This is a genomic window from Bacteroides sp. ET489 (assembly GCF_030518095.1).
GTDB classification, from domain to species: Bacteria; Bacteroidota; Bacteroidia; order Bacteroidales; family Bacteroidaceae; genus Bacteroides; species Bacteroides ndongoniae.
The window spans coordinates 14,772-35,882 of the sequence record NZ_JAULLJ010000027.1; the positions used below are offsets into that span (position 1 = coordinate 14,772).

The 21,111-nt window shown below is 50.7% G+C and carries 19 protein-coding genes; 2 read left to right on the top strand and 17 right to left on the bottom strand.

Features of this window, described 5'->3' with window-relative positions; all coding sequences use genetic code 11:
* The first annotated feature begins 65 nt into the window (after positions 1-65).
* Complete coding sequence (gene galE, locus Q3C19_RS13480; protein ID WP_022162943.1) at positions 66-1,100, top strand: UDP-glucose 4-epimerase GalE; 1,035 nt, start codon at positions 66-68, stop codon at positions 1,098-1,100.
* Between the two features lie 338 nt (positions 1,101-1,438).
* On the opposite strand, the gene Q3C19_RS13485 is transcribed toward galE, so the two are convergent.
* The 9 genes from Q3C19_RS13485 to Q3C19_RS13525 form a co-directional block, all read right to left on the bottom strand.
* Positions 1,439-2,479 carry an asparaginase gene (locus Q3C19_RS13485; RefSeq protein ID WP_022162942.1) on the bottom strand — a complete coding sequence of 347 codons (1,041 nt, stop codon included), beginning with the start codon at positions 2,477-2,479 and terminating at the stop codon, positions 1,439-1,441.
* A 151-nt stretch (positions 2,480-2,630) separates the two neighbouring features.
* On the bottom strand, positions 2,631-3,419 hold the full coding sequence (trpA, locus tag Q3C19_RS13490) for a tryptophan synthase subunit alpha (RefSeq protein ID WP_022162941.1): 789 nt from the start codon (positions 3,417-3,419) through the stop codon (positions 2,631-2,633).
* Positions 3,420-3,470: 51 nt separating this feature from the next.
* Positions 3,471-4,076: a phosphoribosylanthranilate isomerase gene (locus Q3C19_RS13495; protein ID WP_022162940.1), complete on the bottom strand. Its 606-nt coding sequence runs from the start codon at positions 4,074-4,076 to the stop codon at positions 3,471-3,473.
* A gap of 24 nt (positions 4,077-4,100) precedes the next feature.
* The gene (gene trpC, locus Q3C19_RS13500) at positions 4,101-4,919 is read right to left on the bottom strand and encodes an indole-3-glycerol phosphate synthase TrpC (RefSeq protein ID WP_302729951.1); all 819 of its coding nucleotides are present in this window, start codon (positions 4,917-4,919) and stop codon (positions 4,101-4,103) included.
* Between the two features lie 4 nt (positions 4,920-4,923).
* Entirely contained in the window at positions 4,924-5,919 is a 996-nt protein-coding gene (gene trpD, locus Q3C19_RS13505; protein WP_022162938.1) for an anthranilate phosphoribosyltransferase, read from the bottom strand.
* 67 nt (positions 5,920-5,986) lie between these two features.
* A complete protein-coding gene (locus tag Q3C19_RS13510; RefSeq protein ID WP_071149303.1) occupies positions 5,987-6,553 on the bottom strand; it encodes an aminodeoxychorismate/anthranilate synthase component II in 567 nt (188 codons plus the stop codon).
* Positions 6,554-6,583: 30 nt separating this feature from the next.
* Entirely contained in the window at positions 6,584-7,990 is a 1,407-nt protein-coding gene (locus tag Q3C19_RS13515) for an anthranilate synthase component I family protein (RefSeq protein WP_302729954.1), read from the bottom strand.
* On the bottom strand, positions 7,987-9,198 hold the full coding sequence (gene trpB, locus Q3C19_RS13520; protein WP_302729956.1) for a tryptophan synthase subunit beta: 1,212 nt from the start codon (positions 9,196-9,198) through the stop codon (positions 7,987-7,989). The genes Q3C19_RS13515 and trpB overlap by 4 nt, the downstream gene beginning before the upstream one ends.
* 106 nt (positions 9,199-9,304) lie before the next feature.
* Positions 9,305-9,433, bottom strand: a complete 129-nt coding sequence (locus Q3C19_RS13525) for a hypothetical protein (protein WP_262483109.1) — start codon at positions 9,431-9,433, stop codon at positions 9,305-9,307.
* Positions 9,434-9,572: 139 nt separating this feature from the next.
* On the opposite strand from Q3C19_RS13525, the gene Q3C19_RS13530 reads away from it, so the two are divergent.
* Positions 9,573-10,160 carry an HdeD family acid-resistance protein gene (locus Q3C19_RS13530; RefSeq protein WP_071149307.1) on the top strand — a complete coding sequence of 196 codons (588 nt, stop codon included), beginning with the start codon at positions 9,573-9,575 and terminating at the stop codon, positions 10,158-10,160.
* A 368-nt stretch (positions 10,161-10,528) separates the two neighbouring features.
* On the opposite strand, the gene Q3C19_RS13535 is transcribed toward Q3C19_RS13530, so the two are convergent.
* The 8 genes from Q3C19_RS13535 to Q3C19_RS13570 all read right to left on the bottom strand — a co-directional run bounded on the left by Q3C19_RS13535 (position 10,529) and on the right by Q3C19_RS13570 (position 21,002).
* Complete coding sequence (locus tag Q3C19_RS13535) at positions 10,529-12,718, bottom strand: glutamine synthetase III (protein WP_302729959.1); 2,190 nt, start codon at positions 12,716-12,718, stop codon at positions 10,529-10,531.
* Between the two features lie 104 nt (positions 12,719-12,822).
* Entirely contained in the window at positions 12,823-14,109 is a 1,287-nt protein-coding gene (locus Q3C19_RS13540) for an ammonium transporter (RefSeq protein ID WP_071149309.1), read from the bottom strand.
* A 61-nt stretch (positions 14,110-14,170) separates the two neighbouring features.
* Positions 14,171-14,527, bottom strand: a complete 357-nt coding sequence (locus Q3C19_RS13545; protein WP_022163817.1) for a P-II family nitrogen regulator — start codon at positions 14,525-14,527, stop codon at positions 14,171-14,173.
* Positions 14,528-14,550: 23 nt separating this feature from the next.
* On the bottom strand, positions 14,551-15,270 hold the full coding sequence (locus Q3C19_RS13550; protein ID WP_022163816.1) for a hypothetical protein: 720 nt from the start codon (positions 15,268-15,270) through the stop codon (positions 14,551-14,553).
* A gap of 43 nt (positions 15,271-15,313) precedes the next feature.
* Positions 15,314-16,546 (bottom strand): LL-diaminopimelate aminotransferase, encoded by a 1,233-nt coding sequence (locus Q3C19_RS13555; RefSeq protein ID WP_022163815.1) that lies wholly within the window; start codon positions 16,544-16,546, stop codon positions 15,314-15,316.
* A gap of 71 nt (positions 16,547-16,617) precedes the next feature.
* Positions 16,618-17,466 carry a diaminopimelate epimerase gene (gene dapF, locus Q3C19_RS13560; protein WP_302729964.1) on the bottom strand — a complete coding sequence of 283 codons (849 nt, stop codon included), beginning with the start codon at positions 17,464-17,466 and terminating at the stop codon, positions 16,618-16,620.
* 419 nt (positions 17,467-17,885) lie between these two features.
* On the bottom strand, positions 17,886-19,616 hold the full coding sequence (asnB, locus tag Q3C19_RS13565; RefSeq protein ID WP_302729966.1) for an asparagine synthase B: 1,731 nt from the start codon (positions 19,614-19,616) through the stop codon (positions 17,886-17,888).
* Positions 19,617-19,652: 36 nt separating this feature from the next.
* Positions 19,653-21,002, bottom strand: a complete 1,350-nt coding sequence (locus Q3C19_RS13570; protein ID WP_071149313.1) for a glutamate synthase subunit beta — start codon at positions 21,000-21,002, stop codon at positions 19,653-19,655.
* Positions 21,003-21,111: the final 109 nt, after the last annotated feature.

Genomic DNA, 21,111 nt, shown 5'->3' on the forward strand with positions numbered 1-21,111 from the left:
TCTTGATTTATTTTTCTACATTTGCGTTCGTATTGAAAAGCTAACGGCTAAATATCTATTTTTTTATGAAAGAAAGAATCTTAGTTACAGGTGGAACTGGATATATTGGTTCTCATACTGTGGTGGAATTACAGAATGCAGGTTACGATGTTGTTATTGTAGACAACTTGTCGAATTCGAGTGCAGATGTTGTAGATAATATCGAAAAGGTATCAGGCATTCGTCCAGCTTTTGAAAAGTTGGATTGTTTGGATTTTGCCGGACTTGATGCCGTGTTTGCAAAATATAAAGGTATAAAGGCGATTATTCATTTTGCAGCCAGCAAGGCTGTGGGTGAATCTGTTCAGAAGCCTTTGCTGTACTATCGTAATAATCTGGTTTCTTTGATCAATTTGCTGGAGCTGATGCCCAAGCACGGAGTGGAAGGAATTGTATTCTCTTCTTCGTGTACGGTATACGGACAGCCGGATGAATTGCCGGTAACAGAACAGGCTCCGATCAAGAAGGCTGAGTCTCCTTACGGAAATACGAAGCAGATCAATGAAGAGATTATCCGTGATACTGTTGCTTCCGGATCACCTATCAATGCTATTTTGCTGCGTTATTTCAATCCGATTGGTGCTCATCCTACTGCTTTGTTGGGTGAACTGCCGAACGGTGTGCCTCAAAACCTTGTTCCTTATCTGACTCAGACAGCCATTGGTATCCGCGAGAAACTGAGCGTATTCGGAGATGACTATGATACTCCTGACGGTTCATGTATCCGCGACTTTATCAATGTGGTTGATTTGGCTAAGGCACATGTTGTAGCTATTGCACGAATTCTGGAAAAGAAGCAGAAAGAAAAAGTAGAAGTGTTCAACATTGGAACAGGACGCGGACTTTCTGTATTGGAGCTGATTCATGCATTTGAGAAAGCAACAGGTGTGAAATTGAACTATCAGATTGTAGGTCGCCGTGCCGGTGATATCGAGAAAGTATGGGCTAATCCTGCTTTGGCCAATGAAGAGTTGGGCTGGAAGGCAGAAAGCACTATTGAAGATACTTTGCGTTCGGCATGGAACTGGCAATTGAAGTTAAGAGAAAGAGGAATTCAATAAAATAACATTTTTTAAGGAAATTGGAAAAACAAATGCTTCCCCGCATTTGTTATATAGAGGCTAATCTTCCTGATTTTATCTTTGGTGTATGTGAATATACTTAGATAGATACTTATGCCTCCCCGGCATAGACAGGATAGATTGCATAGTAGTTTTGTCGTGTTTTATTTTGTGTTTGTGTTGTGAATAGGCCTTGTCGGGAGACAGGGCCTATTTTTCGTATACCCACCTGCATGGGGCATACGAAAACAGGATAAAGTTACGGACAAGGGAAAAAGAGGATATCTTCGCCTGTTTAGACAGACGAAGGAAGGGGAAGGAAAGTAACTTTTGTGTGGTTATTCCTTGGTTATTTCTCCTGCCAGACAGGAGTTCATCCGGTAGCGTATTTCGGATTGGCTAAGTCCGTGTCCCAGGAGGAACATCAGTTTGGTGACAGCGCATTCGGGCGTACTGTCGTAGCCGCTGATGACGCCGGCCTGCAGTAATTGCAAACCTGTTTCGTAGCGTTCCATTTCGACTGCTCCACTTTGGCACTGGGTGATGTTGACAATGATGATGCCGCGCTCGGTGGCGTCTTTCAATAAATTGATCAACCAGTCTTTTTGCGGTGCATTGCCCGATCCGAATGTTTTCAGTACAACAGCCTTCAGGCCCGGTACGTGCAGAACGGAATGAATGATTTTTTCTTGTATGCCGGGAAAAAGGGTGAGGACTACTACATTGGTGTCGAACAGATAATGCGGTTTTAGTGGACGTGTAGGATCCGGACGCCGAATCAGATGCTCGTTGTAACGGATGTGAATGCCGACTTTGGCCAACGAGGGATAGTTGAAGGAACGGAATGCATTGAAGTTTTCCGCATTGATTTTGGTGGTACGGTTTCCTCTCATCAGTTCGTTCTCGAAGAAGATGCAGACTTCCGGTACGACAGGCGTGCCGTCGGGATGCTTGGCGGCTGCGATTTCGATGGCGGTGATCAGATTTTCTTTTCCGTCGGTTCTCAGTGTACCGATGGGGAGTTGCGAGCCGGTCAGGATGACAGGTTTGGACAGGTTTTCGAGCATAAAGCTCAAGGCAGAAGCGGTATAGGCCATGGTATCGGTACCGTGCAGAATAACAAAACCGTCGAAATAATCATAGTTGTAGCTGATGATTTTTACGATTTTTGCCCAAAAGGCGGGCTCCATGTCCGAAGAGTCGATAGGAGGGTTGAACTGATAGGATGAGATGTGATAGTTGAAACGTTTCAGTTCGGGAACGTGTTTTAGTAAATGATCGAAATTGAAATTCTCAAGTGCGCCGGTTTCCGGATTTTCTATCATGCCAATAGTTCCGCCGGTATAAATCAACAATACGGAAGGACAATTTATCTGCATAGACATATCGCTTTTTATTTCAGCGGCAAAGTTAATATAAAATATGAAAAATCCACTTTTGTTTACAGGTATCAATGACACATTTCTGTAATACGTGTGGAAATATGCCATTGATAGGTTGGTTTTTCTGCTGTGCAGGGCTGTTGTGGGGTTATTCCGGTTGCAAAAGACCGATGTCAGTCTTCAGTTTCCGGATGGCTTTGCCGGCATCGCCGTCCGATTCGTTCAAAAGGGTGACGAAGCGGCTGCCTATGATGCCTCCCGAGGCATGTGCACAGGCGGCGTCGAAGGTGGCCTTGTTGCTGATGCCGAAGCCTACCATGCGGGGATTGCGCAGTTGCATATCCTCGATTTTGCGGAAATAGGCTTGCTTTTGTGCGTCAAAATCGTGCTGGGCACCTGTGGTAGCAGCCGAGGAAACCATGTAGATGAAACCGTCGGTATGGGCATCGATCTGACGGATGCGTTCTTCGCTGGTTTCGGGGGTGATGAGCATGATGATGCGGAGGTCGTACTTTTGGGCGATGTCTTTATAATGTTCTTCGTAATCGCGGAAAGGAAGATCGGGAATGATGATGCCGTCGATGCCGCACGCGACACACTGCTGGCAGAAGGCTTCGAATCCGTAGTGCAGGATGGGGTTCAGGTAGCCCATCAGGATGAGCGGGATGCGGACATGGCGGCGGATGTCGTGCAGCTGTTCGAACAGTTTGCGTACCGACATACCGTTGCGCAGTGCCTGGGTGGCAGCAGCCTGTATGACGACACCGTCGGCCATCGGGTCGCTGAAGGGAATGCCGATTTCGATCATGTCGACACCGTTTTCTTCGAGTGTGCGGATGACGTCGGCAGTACCTTCAAGGCTGGGGCAACCGGCACAGAAATAGATGGAAAGCAGGTTGTGGGGATTATGCTGAAAAAGCTGGTTGATGCGGTTCATAATAATATTCTTTTTATAGGGTTATACATAAATGGGGGTTGATAATGTCCGTTACCGGATTGTCTGGAGGAAATTTTTTATGCGCGTTACGTCCTTCAGCCCGGGTGATGTTTCGAAGCGGCTGTTGATGTCGATGCCAGCCAGTCGGGGATGATGGAACTGCTTTATCGCCTGTGTGCTGTACTGGTTGATGCCTCCACTCAGCAGAAAGGGAGTGTGTCCCTGGTAGCGGTGCAGGAGGTTCCAGTCGAACTGATTGCCCGATCCGCCGAATTTCTCGCTTTTCGTGTCGAACAGGTAGTAGCTGCATATGCCTTCGAAAGCCGAGATGCTGTTCAGGTCTTTGGGCGAAGCGATGGAGAAAGCTTTGATCAGCTGTAGTCCCTGCTGGCGGAGCGAACGGCAATACTCGGGCGATTCGTTGCCGTGCAGCTGTATGTAGTCCAGGCCGAAACGGTCGGCATAGACGCAGACGTTTTCCTTGCTTTCATTGACAAAGACACCGACTCGCCTGGCATGTTGTGGAAGATATTCAGGAATGCCGTACAGATAGCGGGGTGACTTGGGGTAGAAGATGAAGCCTATCATGTCTACTCCCAGTTGTTCTATTTGGCGGATGTTTTCCGCATCGGTCATTCCGCAGACTTTGATGATCATAGTTGTTTGAAGATAAATTAGTAGTTAAACACGCGGTTGTATTTCTGATTGAAGAAACTGTTTCAGGGCTTCGGCGGGTGAGGAGTGCTTCATGAAGACTTCTCCCAACAGGAAGCCCCGATAGCCGGCAGCGCGCAGCCGTTGTATGGTCTCCATGCTGGAGATGCCGCTTTCCGAAACAAGTAACGCCGAGGTCTGTTGCCTGAGCCGGTCGGCTATCCGGAATGAGTTGGCTACATCCGTGACAAAGCTTCCGAGGTTCCGGTTGTTGATGCCTACCATGTCGGCCGCTACAGTGCTGAGATATGCCAGCTCGCTTTCGCTGTGGAGCTCCAGCAAGACTTCCAGTCCGAGCGCATGAGCCTGTTCGGCCAGTGTGGCACATTCCTCGCAGGTCAGGCAGGCAGCAATAAGCAAGACGGCATCGGCACCAGCCAGGCGTGCCTGCAACAGCTGATATTCGTCGATGATGAAATCTTTGCGCAGGATGGGCAGACGGGTGAGTGGGCGTGCCGTGCGTATGTCGTCCAAAGTACCGCCGAAGAATGTTTCGTCTGTCAGAATGGACAGGGCACTTGCTCCCGACGCTTCGTAGCCGGGAGGGATGAGGTCGGCCTGTGCCTGTCGGTTGATCCAGCCTTTCGAAGGAGAGCGGCGTTTGAACTCGGCAATGATGCCGGTTGCCGATTGGGCAAGTGCCTGCTTCATGCTGCGGCGGGGGGTGTTATCTGTTTTCAGTTGCTCCTTCACCTGTTCGCGCAGTTGCTCCAGACCGATGGCCTGCTTCTGTGCCTGTACCTCTGTCTTTTTGTGCTCGATGATTTGCGATAGTATATCCTTCATGTCCTTAGCTGTTTATTTCGATGAATGTTTTCAGTGTATTCAGTGCTTTCCCGCTTTCCAGCGATTCGCGGGCGATGGCGATGCACTCTTCGATTTCCTTTTCCGGCTCCATCACCTGAATGGCAAAGGCTGCATTGACCACTACGCACTGTGTCTGTGACGGTGTGGCACGGCAGTGCAGGATGTTGTCGAAGATGCGGGCGGCGTCTTCCTTGCTGCTGCCGCCGAACAGTTCTTCGGGGCGGGCTGCACTGAAGCCCAAAGCCTGCGGGCGGTAGATGCGTTCGTAGTGGCGGGTCATTACCTTGAACTCGTCGGTCAGGGAGATTTCGTCGTAACTGTCTAGGCTGTTGACCACGGCAAAGTCGATGCCCAGTTTATAAAATACATTGGTGTAAAGGCGCATTTGGGCAAGGTCGGCCACGCCGAGCAGCTGGTAGGCAGGACGGCATGGATTGACGAGCGGTCCGAGCAGGTTGAACAGGGTGCGGACACCCAATGCCTTGCGTACGGGGCCGACAAACTTCATAGCCGGGTTGAAAAGCTGGGCGTGCAGGTAGGCTATGTTGCATCGGTCCATGCTGCGTTTCAGGGTGTCGGCATTGTTGGTGAAACGGATACCGTGCTGCTCGATGACGTTGCTGGCACCACTGACCGACGTGGCTCCGTAGTTGCCGTGCTTGGCCACTTTATAGCCGGCACCGGCTACGACGAAACAGGCGCAGGTCGAGATGTTGAACGTATTCTTACCGTCGCCACCTGTTCCTACGATGTCGATGGGGCGATAAGGACTGAAGTCGACGGGAATGCGTGTTTCCATCAGTGCTTCGCGAAATCCTATCAGTTCGTCGACTGTGATGCCGCGCATCTGGAAGGCGGTGAGCAGGGCGGCTATCTGAGCTTCCGGATACATCTCGCGGGTGATGTTGAGCAGAATCTGCCGGGTCTCTGCCGAGGTCAGTTCTTCGTGGTTGAAGAGTCGGGATAATATTTCTTTCATAATGCTTTCTTTGTTGAGTGTATGTTGTATAGAGAATTTTTCTTTGGGTTCGCGCTGTCTTGAGCGGTTATTGCCGGAGCCAGTTTCGTATGATTGTCTTTCCCTCGGGAGTCAGTACCGATTCGGGGTGGAACTGGATGCCGTGTACGTTGAGTTGGCGGTGCTTCAGCGCCATGATATGGCCTTCGGGGCTGACGGCGGTAACGGCCAGGGCGTCGGGCAGGTCGGTCTGGTCTACTACCCACGAGTGGTAACGTCCGGCCAGAATCTCGTCGGGCAGGCCGTTGAAGAGGTAGTCTTCATTTGCTCGGAGTATCTTTACGGGAGTCTGTACGCCGTGGAATACTTCTTTCAGGTTGGTCAGCCGGGCACCGAAGGCTTCGCCTATGGCCTGTTCGCCCAGGCAGATGCCCAGTATCGGTTTGCTTTCGGCATAGGTGCGGATGGTGTCCATCAGCAGGCCAGCTTCTTCGGGGATGCCCGGACCGGGCGACAGGAGGATCTTGTCGTAACGTTTCAGTTCGTCCAGGCGGAAACAGTCGTTGCGCAATACACAGGTTTCTGCGCCCAGCTCTTTCACCAGATGTACCAGATTGTAGGTGAAGGAGTCGTAATTGTCGATGATGGCTATCATGGTTCTTGTTGTTTTTGTAAGGATTGTGGTTTATAGTTTCTCGGCCATTTCGATGGCTTTCCGCAGGGCGCCGAGTTTGTTGTTCACTTCCTGCAGCTCGTATTCTTCGTTGCTCTTGGCCACGATTCCTCCGCCGGCCTGAAACCACAGTACGCCGTTGCGGCTGACGAAGGTGCGGATGGTGATGGCCTGGTTGAGCGAACCGTTCAGTCCGATGAATCCGATACAGCCGCCGTAGGCGCCGCGGTTGTGGGGCTCCAGTTCGCTGATCAGCTGCATGGCGCGCACTTTGGGAGCACCGCTCAGTGTGCCGGCCGGGAACGTGTCGATGAATGCCTTGACGGGGTCGGCATCGTCGTTCAGCGTACCGCTGACACGGCTGACCAGGTGAATGACATGGCTGTAGTATTGTGTCTCTTTGTAGAAGTCGACTTTGACGTCGTGGCAGTTGCGCGAGAGGTCGTTGCGGGCCAGGTCGACGAGCATTACGTGTTCGGCATTCTCTTTAGGATCGTCGTGCAGGTAGCGGGCGTTGGCGGCATCCTGCTGCGGATCACCGGTACGTTTGGTCGTTCCGGCAATGGGGTCGATGTAGGCGCGTCCTCCCTCGATGCGGCAATGAGTTTCGGGCGAAGAGCCGAAGATACGGAATCCGCCGAAGTCGAAGTAGAACAGATAGGGCGAAGGGTTGATGCTGCGCAAGGCGCGATACAGCTTGAAGTCGTCGCCCGTGAAGCGTTGTTCGAAGCGGCGCGAAAGCACAATCTGGAAGACGTCGCCCCGCAGGCAGTGGGCAATGCCCCGACGGATGTTGGCCTTGTGCTGCTCGTCGGTGAGCGGCGAGGTGACGGGACCCGAGGCATGGAAGTCGTAAGCGGTGTAGTTGCGGTTGTGGATGGCCCGTTGCACCACGTCGAGCTGGCTTTCCTCGCCTTCGCCCTGCATTTCGAGGAGCATCATTTCGTTGCGGAAGTCGTTGAACACGATCAGGTACTTGTAGAGGATGTACAGCATGTCGGGGGCGTCGTTGGTGGCTTCGCGGCTGTCCTTTATCGGGATGTTCTCGAAGTAGCGGACAGCGTTGAACGAGGTGTAGCCGTACAGGCCACAGTAGTTGCTGTACTCTCCCTCTACCCGGAAGCGGCCCAGAAAATCGTTGATGGCATTTTCCACCCGGTAGGTGTCGGTCACGGCCCGTTCTTCGCGCCGGCCGTCGGGCAGGCGGAATATGGCTGTGCCGTGGTCGATGCTGATGCTTGCCAGCGGGCAGAGGGCGATGAAGGAGCGGTTGTTTTCGCTTCCGTGATAGTCGGAACTCTCCATGAGGGCGCTTTGCGGAAAGATGTCGCGCACCTTCAGGTAAGTGCTTACGGGCGTGTGCAGGTCGCCGAGCAGGGTGCGGCTGACGGTCTTGTATCGGAATGTAGTTGGGGTCATAGTGCAGTTGTATTTGAGGTGTTGAACGAAGATGTATTATATTTCAGATAAGTTTCAATGTCTTTGTCGCCCCGGCCCGAAACGGTCAGCACAACTACGTCCTCGGGACGGAAGTTGACCTTTTCCAAAGCACCGAGGGCGTGGGCACTTTCCAGGGCGGGAATGATGCCTTCGAGGCGCGTCAGCTGGTAGGCGGCACGGATGGCTTCGTCGTCGTTGACAGCCAGGACGAGTGCGCGTTTCTGTTTGGCCAGGTTGGCGTGCATAGGGCCGATGCCGGGATAGTCGAGACCGGCAGATATGGAGTAAGGCTCCTGTATCTGTCCGTCTTCGTCCTGAATGACGTAAGTACGTGCGCCGTGTATGATGCCCAGTTGGCCTAAGGCAATGGTGGCGGCAGTCATACCGGTTTTCACGCCTTTGCCTCCGGCTTCGGCCAGGACGATTTGTACACGGCGGTCGTCGACGTAATGGTAGATGGTGCCAGCCGCGTTGCTGCCGCCGCCTACGCAGGCAATGAGGTAGTCGGGATAGTCGCGTCCTTCCTGTTCGAGCAGCTGTTTGCGGATTTCCTCGCTGATGACCGACTGCAGGCGAGCCACCATGTCGGGATAGGGGTGAGGACCTACGGTGGAACCTATTATATAATAGGTGTCCTGCGGATGACAGCACCAGTCGCGGATGGCTTCGTTGGTGGCGTCTTTCAGGGTCATGTTGCCCGAGGTGACGGGTACGACTGTGGCACCCAGCATCTTCATTTTCTCGACGTTGACACGTTGGCGTTCTACGTCGGTCTTGCCCATGTAGACGATGCATTCCATGTTCATCAGGGCGCATACGGTGGCGGTGGCCACGCCGTGCTGTCCGGCACCGGTTTCGGCAATGATGCGTTTCTTGCCCATGTGGCGTGCCAGCAGAATTTGTCCGATGGTGTTGTTTATCTTGTGTGCTCCCGTGTGGTTCAGGTCTTCACGCTTCAGATAGATTTTGCATCCGTATTGCTGCGAAAGGCGGTGGGCCAGGTAGAGTGGGGAGGGACGACCTACGTAGTCGCGGAGCAACTGGTCGTACTGGCGGCGGAAGCTTTCGCTTTGCAGCACGTCGAGGTAGGTGTCCTGAAGTTCTTTTACGCAACGGTGGAGGATTTCGGGGATGTAGGCGCCACCGAATTCGCCGTAATAGCCTTGATTGTCAACTAAGAAAGTCATATCTGTATGGTTTTAGTAGAGTTATTATTCGGATGTTGAGAGTGTGATAAACGAAAAAGAGCCCTGCCGCAAGTGCGGCAGGGCTCTTTCCGATATCAGTTACTGATTACATATATACATACGAGCGCTGCTCCCTTACGACTGTAGGAGTTGTAACGGGCGCCACCACCAATATGTATTTACGAATCTTGTTTTCATTGTCTTTTTGTTGTTTTACGATGGCAAATGTAGTCATTTTGTTGGAAACTCCAAATGCTGGAGGAATTTTTTTCCAAGTTTCTTGTAAAATTGCTGTCTCCAGCAATCTTTTTTCGGTTGTTATGTGTTCTATTGTTGTGATAAAAGCGTATCTTCGCAAAAAAAGAATAGAAGTTATGAAAGGATTAAGTTATTCATTTCTGCGTGCCGTGTGCGCGCTGGTTGTCGGGTTGGTACTGGTGTTGTTTCCCGACCGTGCAGGCGATTATTTTGTGATAACGATCGGAGTCGTTTTTCTGGTTCCTTCGCTTATCAGCCTTATCGGATATTTTGCACAGGACAAAGAGTTGCGCCGCCGTTTTCCGGTCGAAGGGGTGGGCAGTCTGTTGTTTGGCCTGTGGCTCATCATTATGCCGGGATTCTTTGCCGACCTGCTGACGTATGTTTTGGGCTTCGTGCTTCTGATGGGTGGAGTCCAGCAGATTGCTTCGCTGGTCAGTGCCCGTCGCTGGGTGCCCGTTCCGGCAGGATTTTACGTCGTTCCGTCGCTCATTCTGATAGCCGGGCTGGTGGCTTTGTTCAATCCTACGGGCGTGCGTTCTACGGCTTTCATCATTATCGGTGTAAGCAGCCTGGTGTATGCGGCTTCCGAATTGCTGAACTGGGCCATGTTTATGCGCCGTCGTCCGAAGGCTGACATGCCTGCAGGCAGCACTTCGCTGAAGACTCGCCGCGACATTGAAGACGCCGAAATCGTAGAATAAACCGATTCGGAATACTGAAGATTTAGGCAGACTCCGGTTTTCTCTGGTCGAACCGCCGTTCCCCACTTGTGGGTACGGCTGTTCCCATTAGAGGGAACCGGAGTTCCCATTAAAGGAAACTGCCGTTCCCGTTAAGGGAAACTGGAGTTCCTATTAAAAGGGAACGAAGGAAACGCCGGTTGTGGATGACAGGCGGATAGTATGTACGGCATAAAGCAAAGGGAGAACTGCCTCACGGCACCTCTCCCTTTATAAACTTAAAACAACCAACAAAAGAATTTTCAACCGGCATTCGCCGCCTCTGTCTGTTTGACTGCCAGACGGTGATGAGGAGGCTGAATGCCGATGTTTTTATAGATTTGTGTCTGTTACCTGATAAACAGCAGTTCTCTGTATTTGGGCAACGTCCACATCTGGTTGTCCACAATCAGTTCCAGCTTGTCGATGTGGTAACGTATTTCTTCCATGGCCGGAACGATGGTATCGTGGTAGGCGATGGCTTTGCTACGTTCACATTCAATCTTGTTGGCCACTTTGCGAGCCTCGATCATGGCATCCACGTGTTCTTTGATGAAAGCGGTGCGGTCGGCAATTTCCTCTATCAGTTCCAGGTTCTTGGCCGAAAGTTTGGCTGCTTTTTCTGCCGGGAACAGTTCTTTCATCTTGTAGACGTTGTCTATCAGTTCGGTCTGGTACTGAGTGGCCACGGGGATAATGTGGTTCATGGCCAGGTCGCCCAATACGCGGGCCTCAATCTGGATTTTCTTGGTATAAGTTTCCCACTTCACTTCGTTGCGGGCTTCGAGTTCCTTCTTGGTCATGACACCTGTCGACTCGAACATGGCGATGCTTTCCGGTTTCAGGTAGTTGTCGAAGATGACGGGGACGCTTGTTTCGCAATCCAGGCCGCGGCGTGCAGCTTCGGCTTTCCATTCGTCGCTGTAACCGTTTCCGTCGAAATGGATGGGCTTACAGATCTTGATGTATCTGCGGATGACGTCGAGGATGGCCGAAATCTTAGGTTCGCCTTTTTCGATCAGTTCGTCCACGTCTTTCTTGAAATCTGTCAACTGTTCTGCAAGGGCAGTATTCAGGGCGATCATGGCGCTGGCGCAGTTGGCCTCGGAACCTACGGCACGGAACTCGAAGCGGTTTCCGGTGAAGGCGAACGGACTGGTACGGTTGCGGTCGGTGTTGTCGATCAGCAATTCCGGAATCTGCGGAATGTCCAGCTTCATGCCCTGCTTGCCGCTGAGGCTGATGAGTTCGTCCTTCGTGCTTTCCTCAATGTGTTCGAGCACCTGGCTCAGCTGCTTGCCCAGGAAAGAAGAGATGATGGCGGGAGGTGCTTCGTTGGCTCCCAGACGGTGTGCGTTGGTAGCGCTCGATATGGAAGCCTTCAGCAGACCATTGTGACGGTAGACAGCCATCAGTGTGTTGACTACGAACGTGATGAAACGCAAGTTGTCCTCGGGCTGTTTGCCAGGCGCGTGAAGCAGAATGCCGGTATCGGTACCCAACGACCAGTTGTTGTGCTTACCGCTTCCGTTTACTCCCTTGAAGGGTTTTTCGTGTAGCAGTACGCGGAAACCGTGGTTGCGGGCTACCTTACGCATCAGTGCCATGATAAGCATGTTGTGGTCGACAGCCAGATTGCACTCCTCGAAGATAGGAGCCAGCTCGAACTGGTTGGGAGCCACTTCGTTGTGACGTGTCTTTACGGGGATACCCAGTTTCAGCGCTTCGATTTCCAGTTCCTTCATGAAGGCTGCCACACGGGGCGGAATGGCACCGAAGTAATGGTCTTCCAGCTGCTGGTTCTTGGCCGAGTCGTGTCCGGTCAGTGTACGTCCGGTCATCAGCAAGTCGGGGCGGGCAGCATACAAACCTTCGTCAACCAGGAAATATTCCTGTTCCCAGCCCAGGTAGGCATATACTTTCTTGACGTCGGGGTTGAAGTAGTGGCATACCTCTACGGCAGCCTTATCAACGGCACGCAGTGCTTTCAGCAACGGTGCCTTATAGTCGAGCGATTCGCCGGTGTAGGCGATAAAGATAGTCGGAATACACAGAGTGTCGTCTACGATGAAAGCGGGTGACGACGGGTCCCATGCCGAGTAGCCGCGTGCCTCGAACGTATTACGGATTCCACCGTTGGGGAAGCTCGAAGCATCCGGTTCCTGCTGAACCAGCAGTTTGCCGGTAAACTCTTCCATCATGCCTCCTTTTCCGTCGTGTTCGATGAAGGCATCGTGCTTTTCGGCCGTACCTTCGGTCAGCGGATGGAACCAGTGAGTGTAGTGGGTGGCTCCCATTTCAAGAGCCCATTTTTTCATTCCTGCAGCTACCTCGTCGGCAATGCTGCGATCCAGTGGAGCACCGTTGTCGATTACGTCGATCAACTTTGCGTATACCTTGCTGGGCAGATACCTGAACATCTTTTCCTTGTTGAAAACATACTTGGCAAAATATTCCGAAGGTCGTTCCTCGGGGATTGCCACTGCAACGGGTTTCTTTTTGAACGCCGTTTCGACTACTCTGAATCTCAGTTTTGACATAATACCTTTGTAATTTGTTGGTTTAAAAATGATGTGTTAGAATAAAGATTTTCTTTTTTATCTGGTTTCCGGGAAGGCGGCCAAGCCCGCCCGGGATTAAGCTATCAGTTATAGGCCGACTCTCCGTGTTCGTAGATGTCGAGTCCTTCTTCTTCGATACGTGCCGGTACGCGCAGACCATGAATCTTGTCGAGCACCTTGAAGATGATGAAGCCCATGATGGCTGCCCAACTACCTACAATTACTGCACCGAATACCTGTGCTCCGAAGAATCCCCAGCCTGCACCGTAGAACAGACCTTCGCTGGTAGACAACAGTCCGGTAAGTATGGTTCCGGTGAATCCGCATACGCCGTGTACGGAGCTGGCTCCTACGGGGTCGTCAATCTTCAGTACGCGGTCGATGAACTCTACCGAATAGATCATCAAAGTTCCGCAGATGACTCCGATGATAACAGCTCCCAGTGGCGATACGGCATCGCATCCGGCTGTTACACCTACCAAGCCGGCCAAGATACCGTTGAGGGTAAGTGAGAGTGACGGTTTACCATATTTGAACCAGCTTACCAGCAGTGCCATGAAACCACCGGCACAGGCTGCCAGGTTGGTGTTGAGGAATACCAGTGAGATGGCTACCTGATCGTCGGTTGTAGCGGCAGCCAGTTGTGAGCCGGGGTTGAATCCGAACCAGCCAAACCACAGGATGAATACCCCCAGGGCTGCGATAGTCAAGTTGTGACCAGGGATGGCTTTCGACTTTCCGTCTTTTCCGTATTTGCCAAGGCGCGGGCCCAGGATAGCTGCTCCGACCAAAGCAATCCAGCCACCTACGGAGTGTACAATTGTAGAACCAGCAAAATCGTGGAAAGTAGTTCCGAACGTATTCATCATGAACGAACCTTCATCGCCGTTCATCAGCCAGCCGCCACCCCATGTCCAGTGGCCCGATACCGGATAGATCAGTACACTGATGAAGATAGTATAAACCAAATACATGGAGAATTTAGTACGTTCGGCCATGGCACCCGAAACGATGGTGGCCGAAGTGGCACAGAATACGGTCTGGAATACGAGGAAGCCTTCGGTAGGGAGTGAGGCAGGATCGGGCAGACCGTTGCTGTCGAACAGCAAGCTCATGAAGTGGGGCGTACCGAAGAAATCGCCCAGTCCGAACATAATGCTGAAACCTACCAGCCAATAAAGGAGTGAACCTACCATGAAATCCACAAAGTTCTTCATCAGGATGTTGGCAGTGTTTTTTGTACGAGTGAATCCAGCCTCTACCAATGCAAAACCCGGTTGCATGAAGAATACCAGCATGGCTGCCAATAGCATCCATACGGTGTTGACGCCCGAAACCAGTTGCGCCAGTGTATCAGTTGTTGTATCCATAATCTTTTTACTTTAGTTGTATTTGTTGTAATTGGTCTTTGTGTGGTTTGTGAGTTGCGTGCTATTTTTCCTGTTCGGCGTTGTAGAGGGCAATGTCGCCTCGTTCGGCAGTACGTATGCGTATGGCATCTTCGATGGGAATGACGAAGATACGTCCGTCGCCTATCTCGCCCGTTTGAGCTGCTTTCAGGATGGCTTGTACAGTCTTCTCGGCATTTTTGTCACGCACTACAATCGAGATAAGAATACGTTCGATAGAACTGGTGTCGTACATGACACCACGGTAGATACGGGCTTCTCTGGACTTTCCTATTCCCCTGACATCGTAGTAGGAGAACCATTCGATATCCGCTTCGAGCAGTGCGTCCTTCACTTCCTCGAATTTGGTCTTGCGGATGATAGCTTCAATCTTTTTCATACCTTAAACTATTTATGATTGTGTTAGAAACTTATTCCGGCTACGAAGTAGGCCCCTTCGGTACGTGGATTCCAGATGGCTTTGGCAAACAAAGGAAGCGAAAAACTATCGGTGATCCGGATTGCCTTGCTTGCTTCCAGGCTGATGTTGCATACGGTGAAACCGTTTGACCCCGGGCAGTTGCCTGTCTTATTGTAGAAAGCTGTTTCCCATGGAGTAGCACCGATCTCTGCGCTCCAGTCCAGTCCGCCAAGTTTGAAAGGTGCTGCTACCGAAATGTAGGAAGAATAGGCGCGACTGCCATCGTACTTCGCGTAGTCGGCACCTGCGAAATTGGTATACCAGTTAACCGCCAACGGGCCGAAGTCATATCCAACCTGTGCTTCGAACACGTGTGCCGTGCTGTGTGCACCGTAGTGCAAGTAACCATTTCCGCTATTGAACCAGTAGTCTGTAACCGATACGCTGAACCCTCCTGTTGAGTATCCTAAAGTCAGGTCCATTTCTTTTGTATCGGAGCTTTCCAGGCCTACCGAGGCCCATGCAGCCAGTGAAAAACCTTTGTAGGACAATGATACGCCGGGCTGTATGCTGACGCCTCCCAAGTCCTGTCCGCGCCAGATGTAACCACTTACGAGGTCGGCGCCGACCGATGCTTCTACTTTGTCCTGTGCTTTTGCTCCGAAAGCTGCAGATAATAGCGCGATGGCTATTACTCCTGATTTCAATCTTCCTGTTTTCATACCTATTAAAACTATTTAAAGTGAGTAAAAAAGAAATTCTTTTTTATGCCAGCCACTTCCTGATGCGCTTCAGCGCTTCTGTACAGTCTTCGTGTTTGCCAAAGGCTGTCAACCGTATATATCCTTCTCCGCTGGGGCCGAAGCCTACTCCTGGAGTGCCTACTACATTGGCTTCGTAGAGCATTTGTTCGAAGAATTTCCAGGAACTGATTCCCTGAGGTGTCTTCAACCAGATGTAGGGAGCGTTGACACCACCGTATACCTTTAATCCGGCAGCTTCGAGCCCTTCTTTCAGATTTCGGGCATTTTCCATGTAATAGTCGATGTTGGCTTTTACCTGTTGTTTGCCTTCGGGGGTATAGATGGCTTCTGCAGCCCGTTGGGTTATGTAGCTTGTGCCGTTGAACTTGGTGCACTGGCGGCGGTTCCATAGCTTGTTCAAGGCTACGCGGTCGCCAGTCAGAGTGGCGGCAGTCAGTTCTTTGGGCACTACGGTGTAGCCGCAGCGTACCCCGGTAAAACCGGCGGTTTTCGAAAAACTTCGTATCTCGATGGCACATTTCTTGGCTCCCTTTATTTCGTAGATGGAGTGGGGCACGTCGTCTTCGCGGATGAAGGCTTCGTAGGCTGCATCAAATACGATCAGGGTGTCGTTGTCCAGCGCATAGTCTACCCATTTTTTCAGTTCCGTTTTGGTCAGTGTAGTACCGGTCGGATTGTTGGGGTAACATAAGTAAATGAGGTCGATGCGTCGGTCGGGGATTTGCGGAATGAATCCGTTCTCTTCGGTACAGGGAAGATAGGTGACATTGCTCCAGTGGCCTCCTTCTTCCAATACTCCTGCACGTCCGCACATGATGTTACTGTCTACGTATACCGGGTATACTGGGTCGGTAATCCCCATGCTGTTGTCCCAACGTAGTAGTTCGCCGATGTTTCCGGTATCGCTTTTTGCACCGTCGTTAATGAAGATTTCGGCCGGTGACAGATGGACTCCTCGGGAGGCAAAGTCATTTTTAAGGATAGCTTCGATCAGGAAGTCGTATCCTTGCTCCGGTCCGTATCCGCGGAACGTTTTTTCGCTGGCCATCTCGTCCACTGCCTTATGCATGGCTTCGATGCAAGCCTGCGGCAGTGGACGGGTAACGTCTCCGATGCCCAGACGGATGACATCTTGTTTGGGATGTGTTATCCTGAATGTGTTTACCTTTTTAGCTATATCTGAAAATAAGTAACTACCAGGTAATTTTAAGAAATGTTCGTTTATTAAAGCCATAATCTTTTTTATTTGGTTAGTTGAATTAAGTTTCTGTCAATTGAATGAACGAGCAAAGCTCGTTTTGTTTCTCAATCTTCTATATTAATTTCTCCTTCGAAGACTTGGGTCGCTTCTCCTGTCATCAGTACATGTCGGGTTTCTTGATTCCATTCAATAGTAAGGGTTCCTCCGTCCATGATGATGTCCGATTTTGTTCCGCAACGTCCGGTGATGCAAGCAGCTACGGCGGTAGCACATGCACCTGTACCACAGGCCTGAGTAATGCCCGAACCGCGTTCCCATACTCTCATTCTGATTTTTCCGTCTTCCAGAATTTGGGCAAATTCTACATTGATTCGTCCGGGGAATAAGGGATGATTTTCCAGTTTCGGTCCGGCATCTTCTATATCTATTTCGTTAAGGTCTTCTACGAAGATCACCAGATGTGGGTTTCCCATTGATATGGTGGTACCGATCCATTGTTTTCCTCCGGCAACTATAGGACGTTCCTTCATCGGTTTGGCTCCTAGTCCGTCGTAGTCGACCGGTTCGTCGGCAGGTATCCCCATGTCTACAGTAACGGAATTTACGCTGCCGTCCTTGACATGTAGTTGCAGGATTTTAATGCCCGACAAGGTTTCAAGTCTGATTTCTTGTTTGTGGGTCAGTCCATGTTCGTAGAGGTATTTACCTATGCATCGGCTGGCATTTCCGCACATCTTGGCTTCTGAGCCGTCGGCATTGAAGATGCGCATGCTGAAATCACCTTTTTCCGATGATCCGATCAACACCAGTCCGTCGCTGCCTATTCCCGTATGCGGAGCACTCCATTTGATGGCAAGTGTTTCCGGATACTCGATAGGGTAACGTTGGGTGTCTACATAGATGTAGTCGTTTCCAGCTCCGTGCATTTTAGTAAATCTAACCACTCTTGTCATTTTGTCTTTTAATAATTGATTAGTATATCTTTTTGTTTTATTTCAATGCAAATATACGACGTTTTGATTATTTTATATTTGTATCCCTGTCTTTTTTCTAAATATTTTAGCTTTTACTTTCAAGATGAATAGATATTGTGTGTTTAGGTTTCAGATTGGAATATTATAGGGGATATATTTCTACAATCTGAAAGTATGACTTCTGGAATACTTCAGAATAGAGGAGAGCCTTTTTATGTATCTTGGTCCTATTGATAAAAGTTTCGGATTGTGTGATAGTAGGTGATTAACTACATTGTAGACAGTTTATTGGTTGTAAGGATAACGTTTGCATACTATAAAAATGCAAAAGAACCATATCTTTATCCTATATTAAGGAAAGATACGGTTCTTTTTAAGATTTACGATGGAGAGATTTATCAATATGCCTGTTCGTGAACTCCGGCAACTGCACGGCCGCTGGGGTCGTTCAGATTCTTGAAGCTGGCATCCCAAGCCAGAGCCTCGGCGGTCGAACATGCTACGCTGGGTATACTGGGTACCGAGCGGGCTGCCGATTCACTGGGGAAATGTTCTTCGAAAATACTGCGATAATAGTATTCTTCCTTGTTTTGTGGCGGATTGATAGGGAAACGATCGGCAGCATGTGCCATTTGTTCGTCGCTTACGGCAGAAGCGGTTATAGCTTTCAAAGTGTCTATCCAGGAATAGCCTACACCGTCTGAGAACTGTTCTTTCTGTCGCCAGGCTACACTGTCGGGCAGGAGTGAGGCAAATGCGTCGCGCACCACTTTCTTTTCGATGGTATGACCCGGGCACATCTTTACGGCAGGGTTAATACGCATGGCTACATCGAGGAACTCTTTGTCGAGAAATGACACGCGTCCTTCTACTCCCCATGCCGAGAGGGATTTGTTGGCACGAAGGCAGTCGTACATATAGAGTTTGGAGAGTTTGCGTACCGTCTCTTCGTGGAAGGCCTGTGGAGTAGGAGCTTTGTGGAAGTAGAGGTAGCCTCCGAAAACTTCGTCGGCTCCTTCACCACTCAGTACCATTTTGATACCCATCGACTTGATGACCCGAGCCAGCAGGTACATCGGAGTAGAGGCACGTACGGTAGTCACATCGTATGTCTCGATGTAGTAGATAACATCGCGGATGGCATCCAGTCCTTCCTGAATGGTATAGTTGATTTCGTGGTGTACGGTTCCGATATGTTCGGCCACGAGGCGTGCCTTTTCCAAATCGGGAGCTCCTTTCAGTCCGACGGCAAAGGAATGCAGTTGCGGCCACCAGGCTGCCTGGGTACTGTCTGTTTCCACACGCTTGGCGGCATAAAGTTTGGCTACAGCCGAGATGACGGAAGAATCAAGACCGCCTGATAGCAGTACTCCGTAAGGAACATCACTCATCAGCTGGCGGCGAACGGCATCTTCAAGGGCGGTACGAATGGCTGACACTTGCATGCGATATGCTTCGGGATCGCAGGCCGAGGCGGCAGAAGTGCGTGTCTCGTTATCTGCTTTATCGGTATAGTTGTCTTTGACTGCATCGTATTCAGTCCATTCGCGTTTGTACCAAGGGCGCATTTCTCCTTCGCGGCTCCAATAGTAGTGGCCGGGCAAGAATGGTTCGTATTCGTCGCACATGCCTTCCAGAGCTTTCAGTTCGCTGGCACAATAGACGGTACCATCCTTGTCTTTACCTATATAAAGAGGTATAACACCAATGGGGTCGCGGGCAATGAGGAATTCGTCGCGTTCTTCGTCGTAAAGGGCGAAAGCAAAGATACCGCTTAGATGTTCGATGAAGTCCTTTCCGTAACGGCGATATAGGGCAAGGATAACTTCGCAATCGCTACCAGTTTGAAATTCATAGTCGCCAGCGAAGTCGCGCCGGATGTCGCGATGGTTATAGATTTCGCCGTTTACAGCCAGAATCTGTTTGCGGTCGGGTGAGAAGAGCGGCTGTCCTCCACTTTGAGGATCAACGATGGAGAGTCGCTCGTGTGCCAGTATGGCCGATCCGCCGCAATAGATTCCGCTCCAGTCGGGACCGCGGTGGCGTATGCGTTTCGCCATGGTGAGAGCCTTTTGTCTCAGTTCTGGCGTTTGATGTTTAATATTGAAGATGCAGGCTATTCCACACATAATATTTACGTTTTTTGTTGAAGGTTAGTGATGAATTTATTTCTCCTTATCGGATAACATCTGTTCGATGTCTTTAGCAGCACGGCGTCCGGCAGCAAGGCATTTCACGACGAGCGAGGCTCCTGTGGCGGCATCGCCGACTATCACAACATTGGACGGAAGCTCCGGATGTTTGGGTTTCAGGAAACCCATGGCCAGAAGTACCATATCTGCTTCGATAATTTCTTTTTTCCCGGTGGGTTTCATTGTGGGACGTCCGCCGTCGGCAGCCGGAATCCATTCTACTTCTTCTACTTCGACACCGGTTACACGACCGTTCCGTCCAATGAATTTGTTCGAATTCAGGCTCCACCGCCGGATACAGCCTTCTTCGTGACTGGAAGTTGTTTTCAGCACGACAGGCCATTGGGGCCAAGGAGTGGCCGGATTGTATCCTACGGGCGGCTGGGGCATGATTTCGATCTGAGTGACGCTTACGGCTCCTTGTCGGATACTGGTGCCGATACAGTCGCTTCCAGTGTCTCCGCCACCTATAACGAGCACTTTCTTACCATGAGCGTTCACCAGTTGTTCTTTGGGGAAGGTTTCTCCGTCCAATATCCGATTCTGCTGTGCCAGCATGTCGAGTGCGAAGTAGATACCTTTCAGGTCTCGTCCGGGAATGTTAAGGTCGCGGGCTTCGGGAGTACCAGTGCACAATGCATAGGCATCGAATCCTTCCGGAAGCTTTTCTACATCAACGGTTACTCCCATTTCCATGTGGATGCCTTCTTCCTTGAGAAGCTTCATGCGTCGGTCGATGATTTCTTTAGGAAGCTTGAAGTTGGGGATGCCGTATCGCAGCAGTCCTCCCGGCATGGGATTCCTGTCGAAGATAGTGACTTCGAATCCTTGGGCGTTAAGTCTGACAGCTGTGCTTAGTCCGGCAGGGCCTGCACCGATGACCGCCACTTTCTTACCGTTTCTTACCGGTTTCAGCGGACGGATGTAGCCTTCGCGGAAGGCTGCTTCGGCTATGGCTGCTTCGTTTTCGCGGATAGTGACAGGAGCATCGAATGACAGTTTTAATACACACGACTTCTCGCACAACGCAGGGCATATTCGGCCGGTGAATTCAGGAAAGTCGTTGGTTTGCGATAATATTCTGTAAGCCATTTCCCATTTTCCCTTGCTGAGAGCTGCCTGAAACTCCGGGTCTTTGTTGCCCAGCGGGCATGCCCAGTGGCAGAAAGGTACGCCACAATCCATACACCGGCTGGCCTGAAGTTTACGGTCGTGGCTGTTCAGGGTTTGCTCTACCTGGCTGAAGTCGGTGATTCTTTCTTCTATCGGTCTGTAACCCGCTTCCTGGCGGGGTATATTTAAAAATGCTTTTGAGGTTCCCATGTTGTCATTAGTTTATGAAGTTCACTTCATTAGGAGTTAAAGAAGTTTTCTTTCCGTTTCGCTTCATTAGATATTAAAGACGATGGTTTCATGTCTGGGAAGGAAGTTT

Excerpts from the sequence above, each read along its gene's own strand:
- Q3C19_RS13555 (WP_022163815.1), bottom strand. The coding sequence starts at position 16,546 with ATGGCTTTAATAAACGAACATTTCTTAAAATTACCTGGTAGTTACTTA.
- dapF (WP_302729964.1), bottom strand. The coding sequence starts at position 17,466 with ATGACAAGAGTGGTTAGATTTACTAAAATGCACGGAGCTGGAAACGAC.
- Q3C19_RS13485 (WP_022162942.1), bottom strand. The coding sequence starts at position 2,479 with ATGCAGATAAATTGTCCTTCCGTATTGTTGATTTATACCGGCGGAACT.
- Q3C19_RS13540 (WP_071149309.1), bottom strand. The coding sequence starts at position 14,109 with ATGGATACAACAACTGATACACTGGCGCAACTGGTTTCGGGCGTCAAC.
- Q3C19_RS13570 (WP_071149313.1), bottom strand. The coding sequence starts at position 21,002 with ATGGGAACCTCAAAAGCATTTTTAAATATACCCCGCCAGGAAGCGGGT.
- Q3C19_RS13550 (WP_022163816.1), bottom strand. The coding sequence starts at position 15,270 with ATGAAAACAGGAAGATTGAAATCAGGAGTAATAGCCATCGCGCTATTA.
- asnB (WP_302729966.1), bottom strand. The coding sequence starts at position 19,616 with ATGTGTGGAATAGCCTGCATCTTCAATATTAAACATCAAACGCCAGAA.
- Q3C19_RS13525 (WP_262483109.1), bottom strand. The coding sequence starts at position 9,433 with ATGACTACATTTGCCATCGTAAAACAACAAAAAGACAATGAAAACAAG.
- trpC (WP_302729951.1), bottom strand. The coding sequence starts at position 4,919 with ATGAAGGATATACTATCGCAAATCATCGAGCACAAAAAGACAGAGGTA.
- Q3C19_RS13545 (WP_022163817.1), bottom strand. The coding sequence starts at position 14,527 with ATGAAAAAGATTGAAGCTATCATCCGCAAGACCAAATTCGAGGAAGTG.
- Q3C19_RS13510 (WP_071149303.1), bottom strand. The coding sequence starts at position 6,553 with ATGATAGCCATCATCGACAATTACGACTCCTTCACCTACAATCTGGTA.
- trpD (WP_022162938.1), bottom strand. The coding sequence starts at position 5,919 with ATGAAAGAAATATTATCCCGACTCTTCAACCACGAAGAACTGACCTCG.
- trpB (WP_302729956.1), bottom strand. The coding sequence starts at position 9,198 with ATGACTTTCTTAGTTGACAATCAAGGCTATTACGGCGAATTCGGTGGC.
- Q3C19_RS13535 (WP_302729959.1), bottom strand. The coding sequence starts at position 12,718 with ATGTCAAAACTGAGATTCAGAGTAGTCGAAACGGCGTTCAAAAAGAAA.
- Q3C19_RS13515 (WP_302729954.1), bottom strand. The coding sequence starts at position 7,990 with ATGACCCCAACTACATTCCGATACAAGACCGTCAGCCGCACCCTGCTC.
- Q3C19_RS13495 (WP_022162940.1), bottom strand. The coding sequence starts at position 4,076 with ATGATCATCAAAGTCTGCGGAATGACCGATGCGGAAAACATCCGCCAA.
- Q3C19_RS13530 (WP_071149307.1), top strand. The coding sequence starts at position 9,573 with ATGAAAGGATTAAGTTATTCATTTCTGCGTGCCGTGTGCGCGCTGGTT.
- galE (WP_022162943.1), top strand. The coding sequence starts at position 66 with ATGAAAGAAAGAATCTTAGTTACAGGTGGAACTGGATATATTGGTTCT.
- trpA (WP_022162941.1), bottom strand. The coding sequence starts at position 3,419 with ATGAACCGCATCAACCAGCTTTTTCAGCATAATCCCCACAACCTGCTT.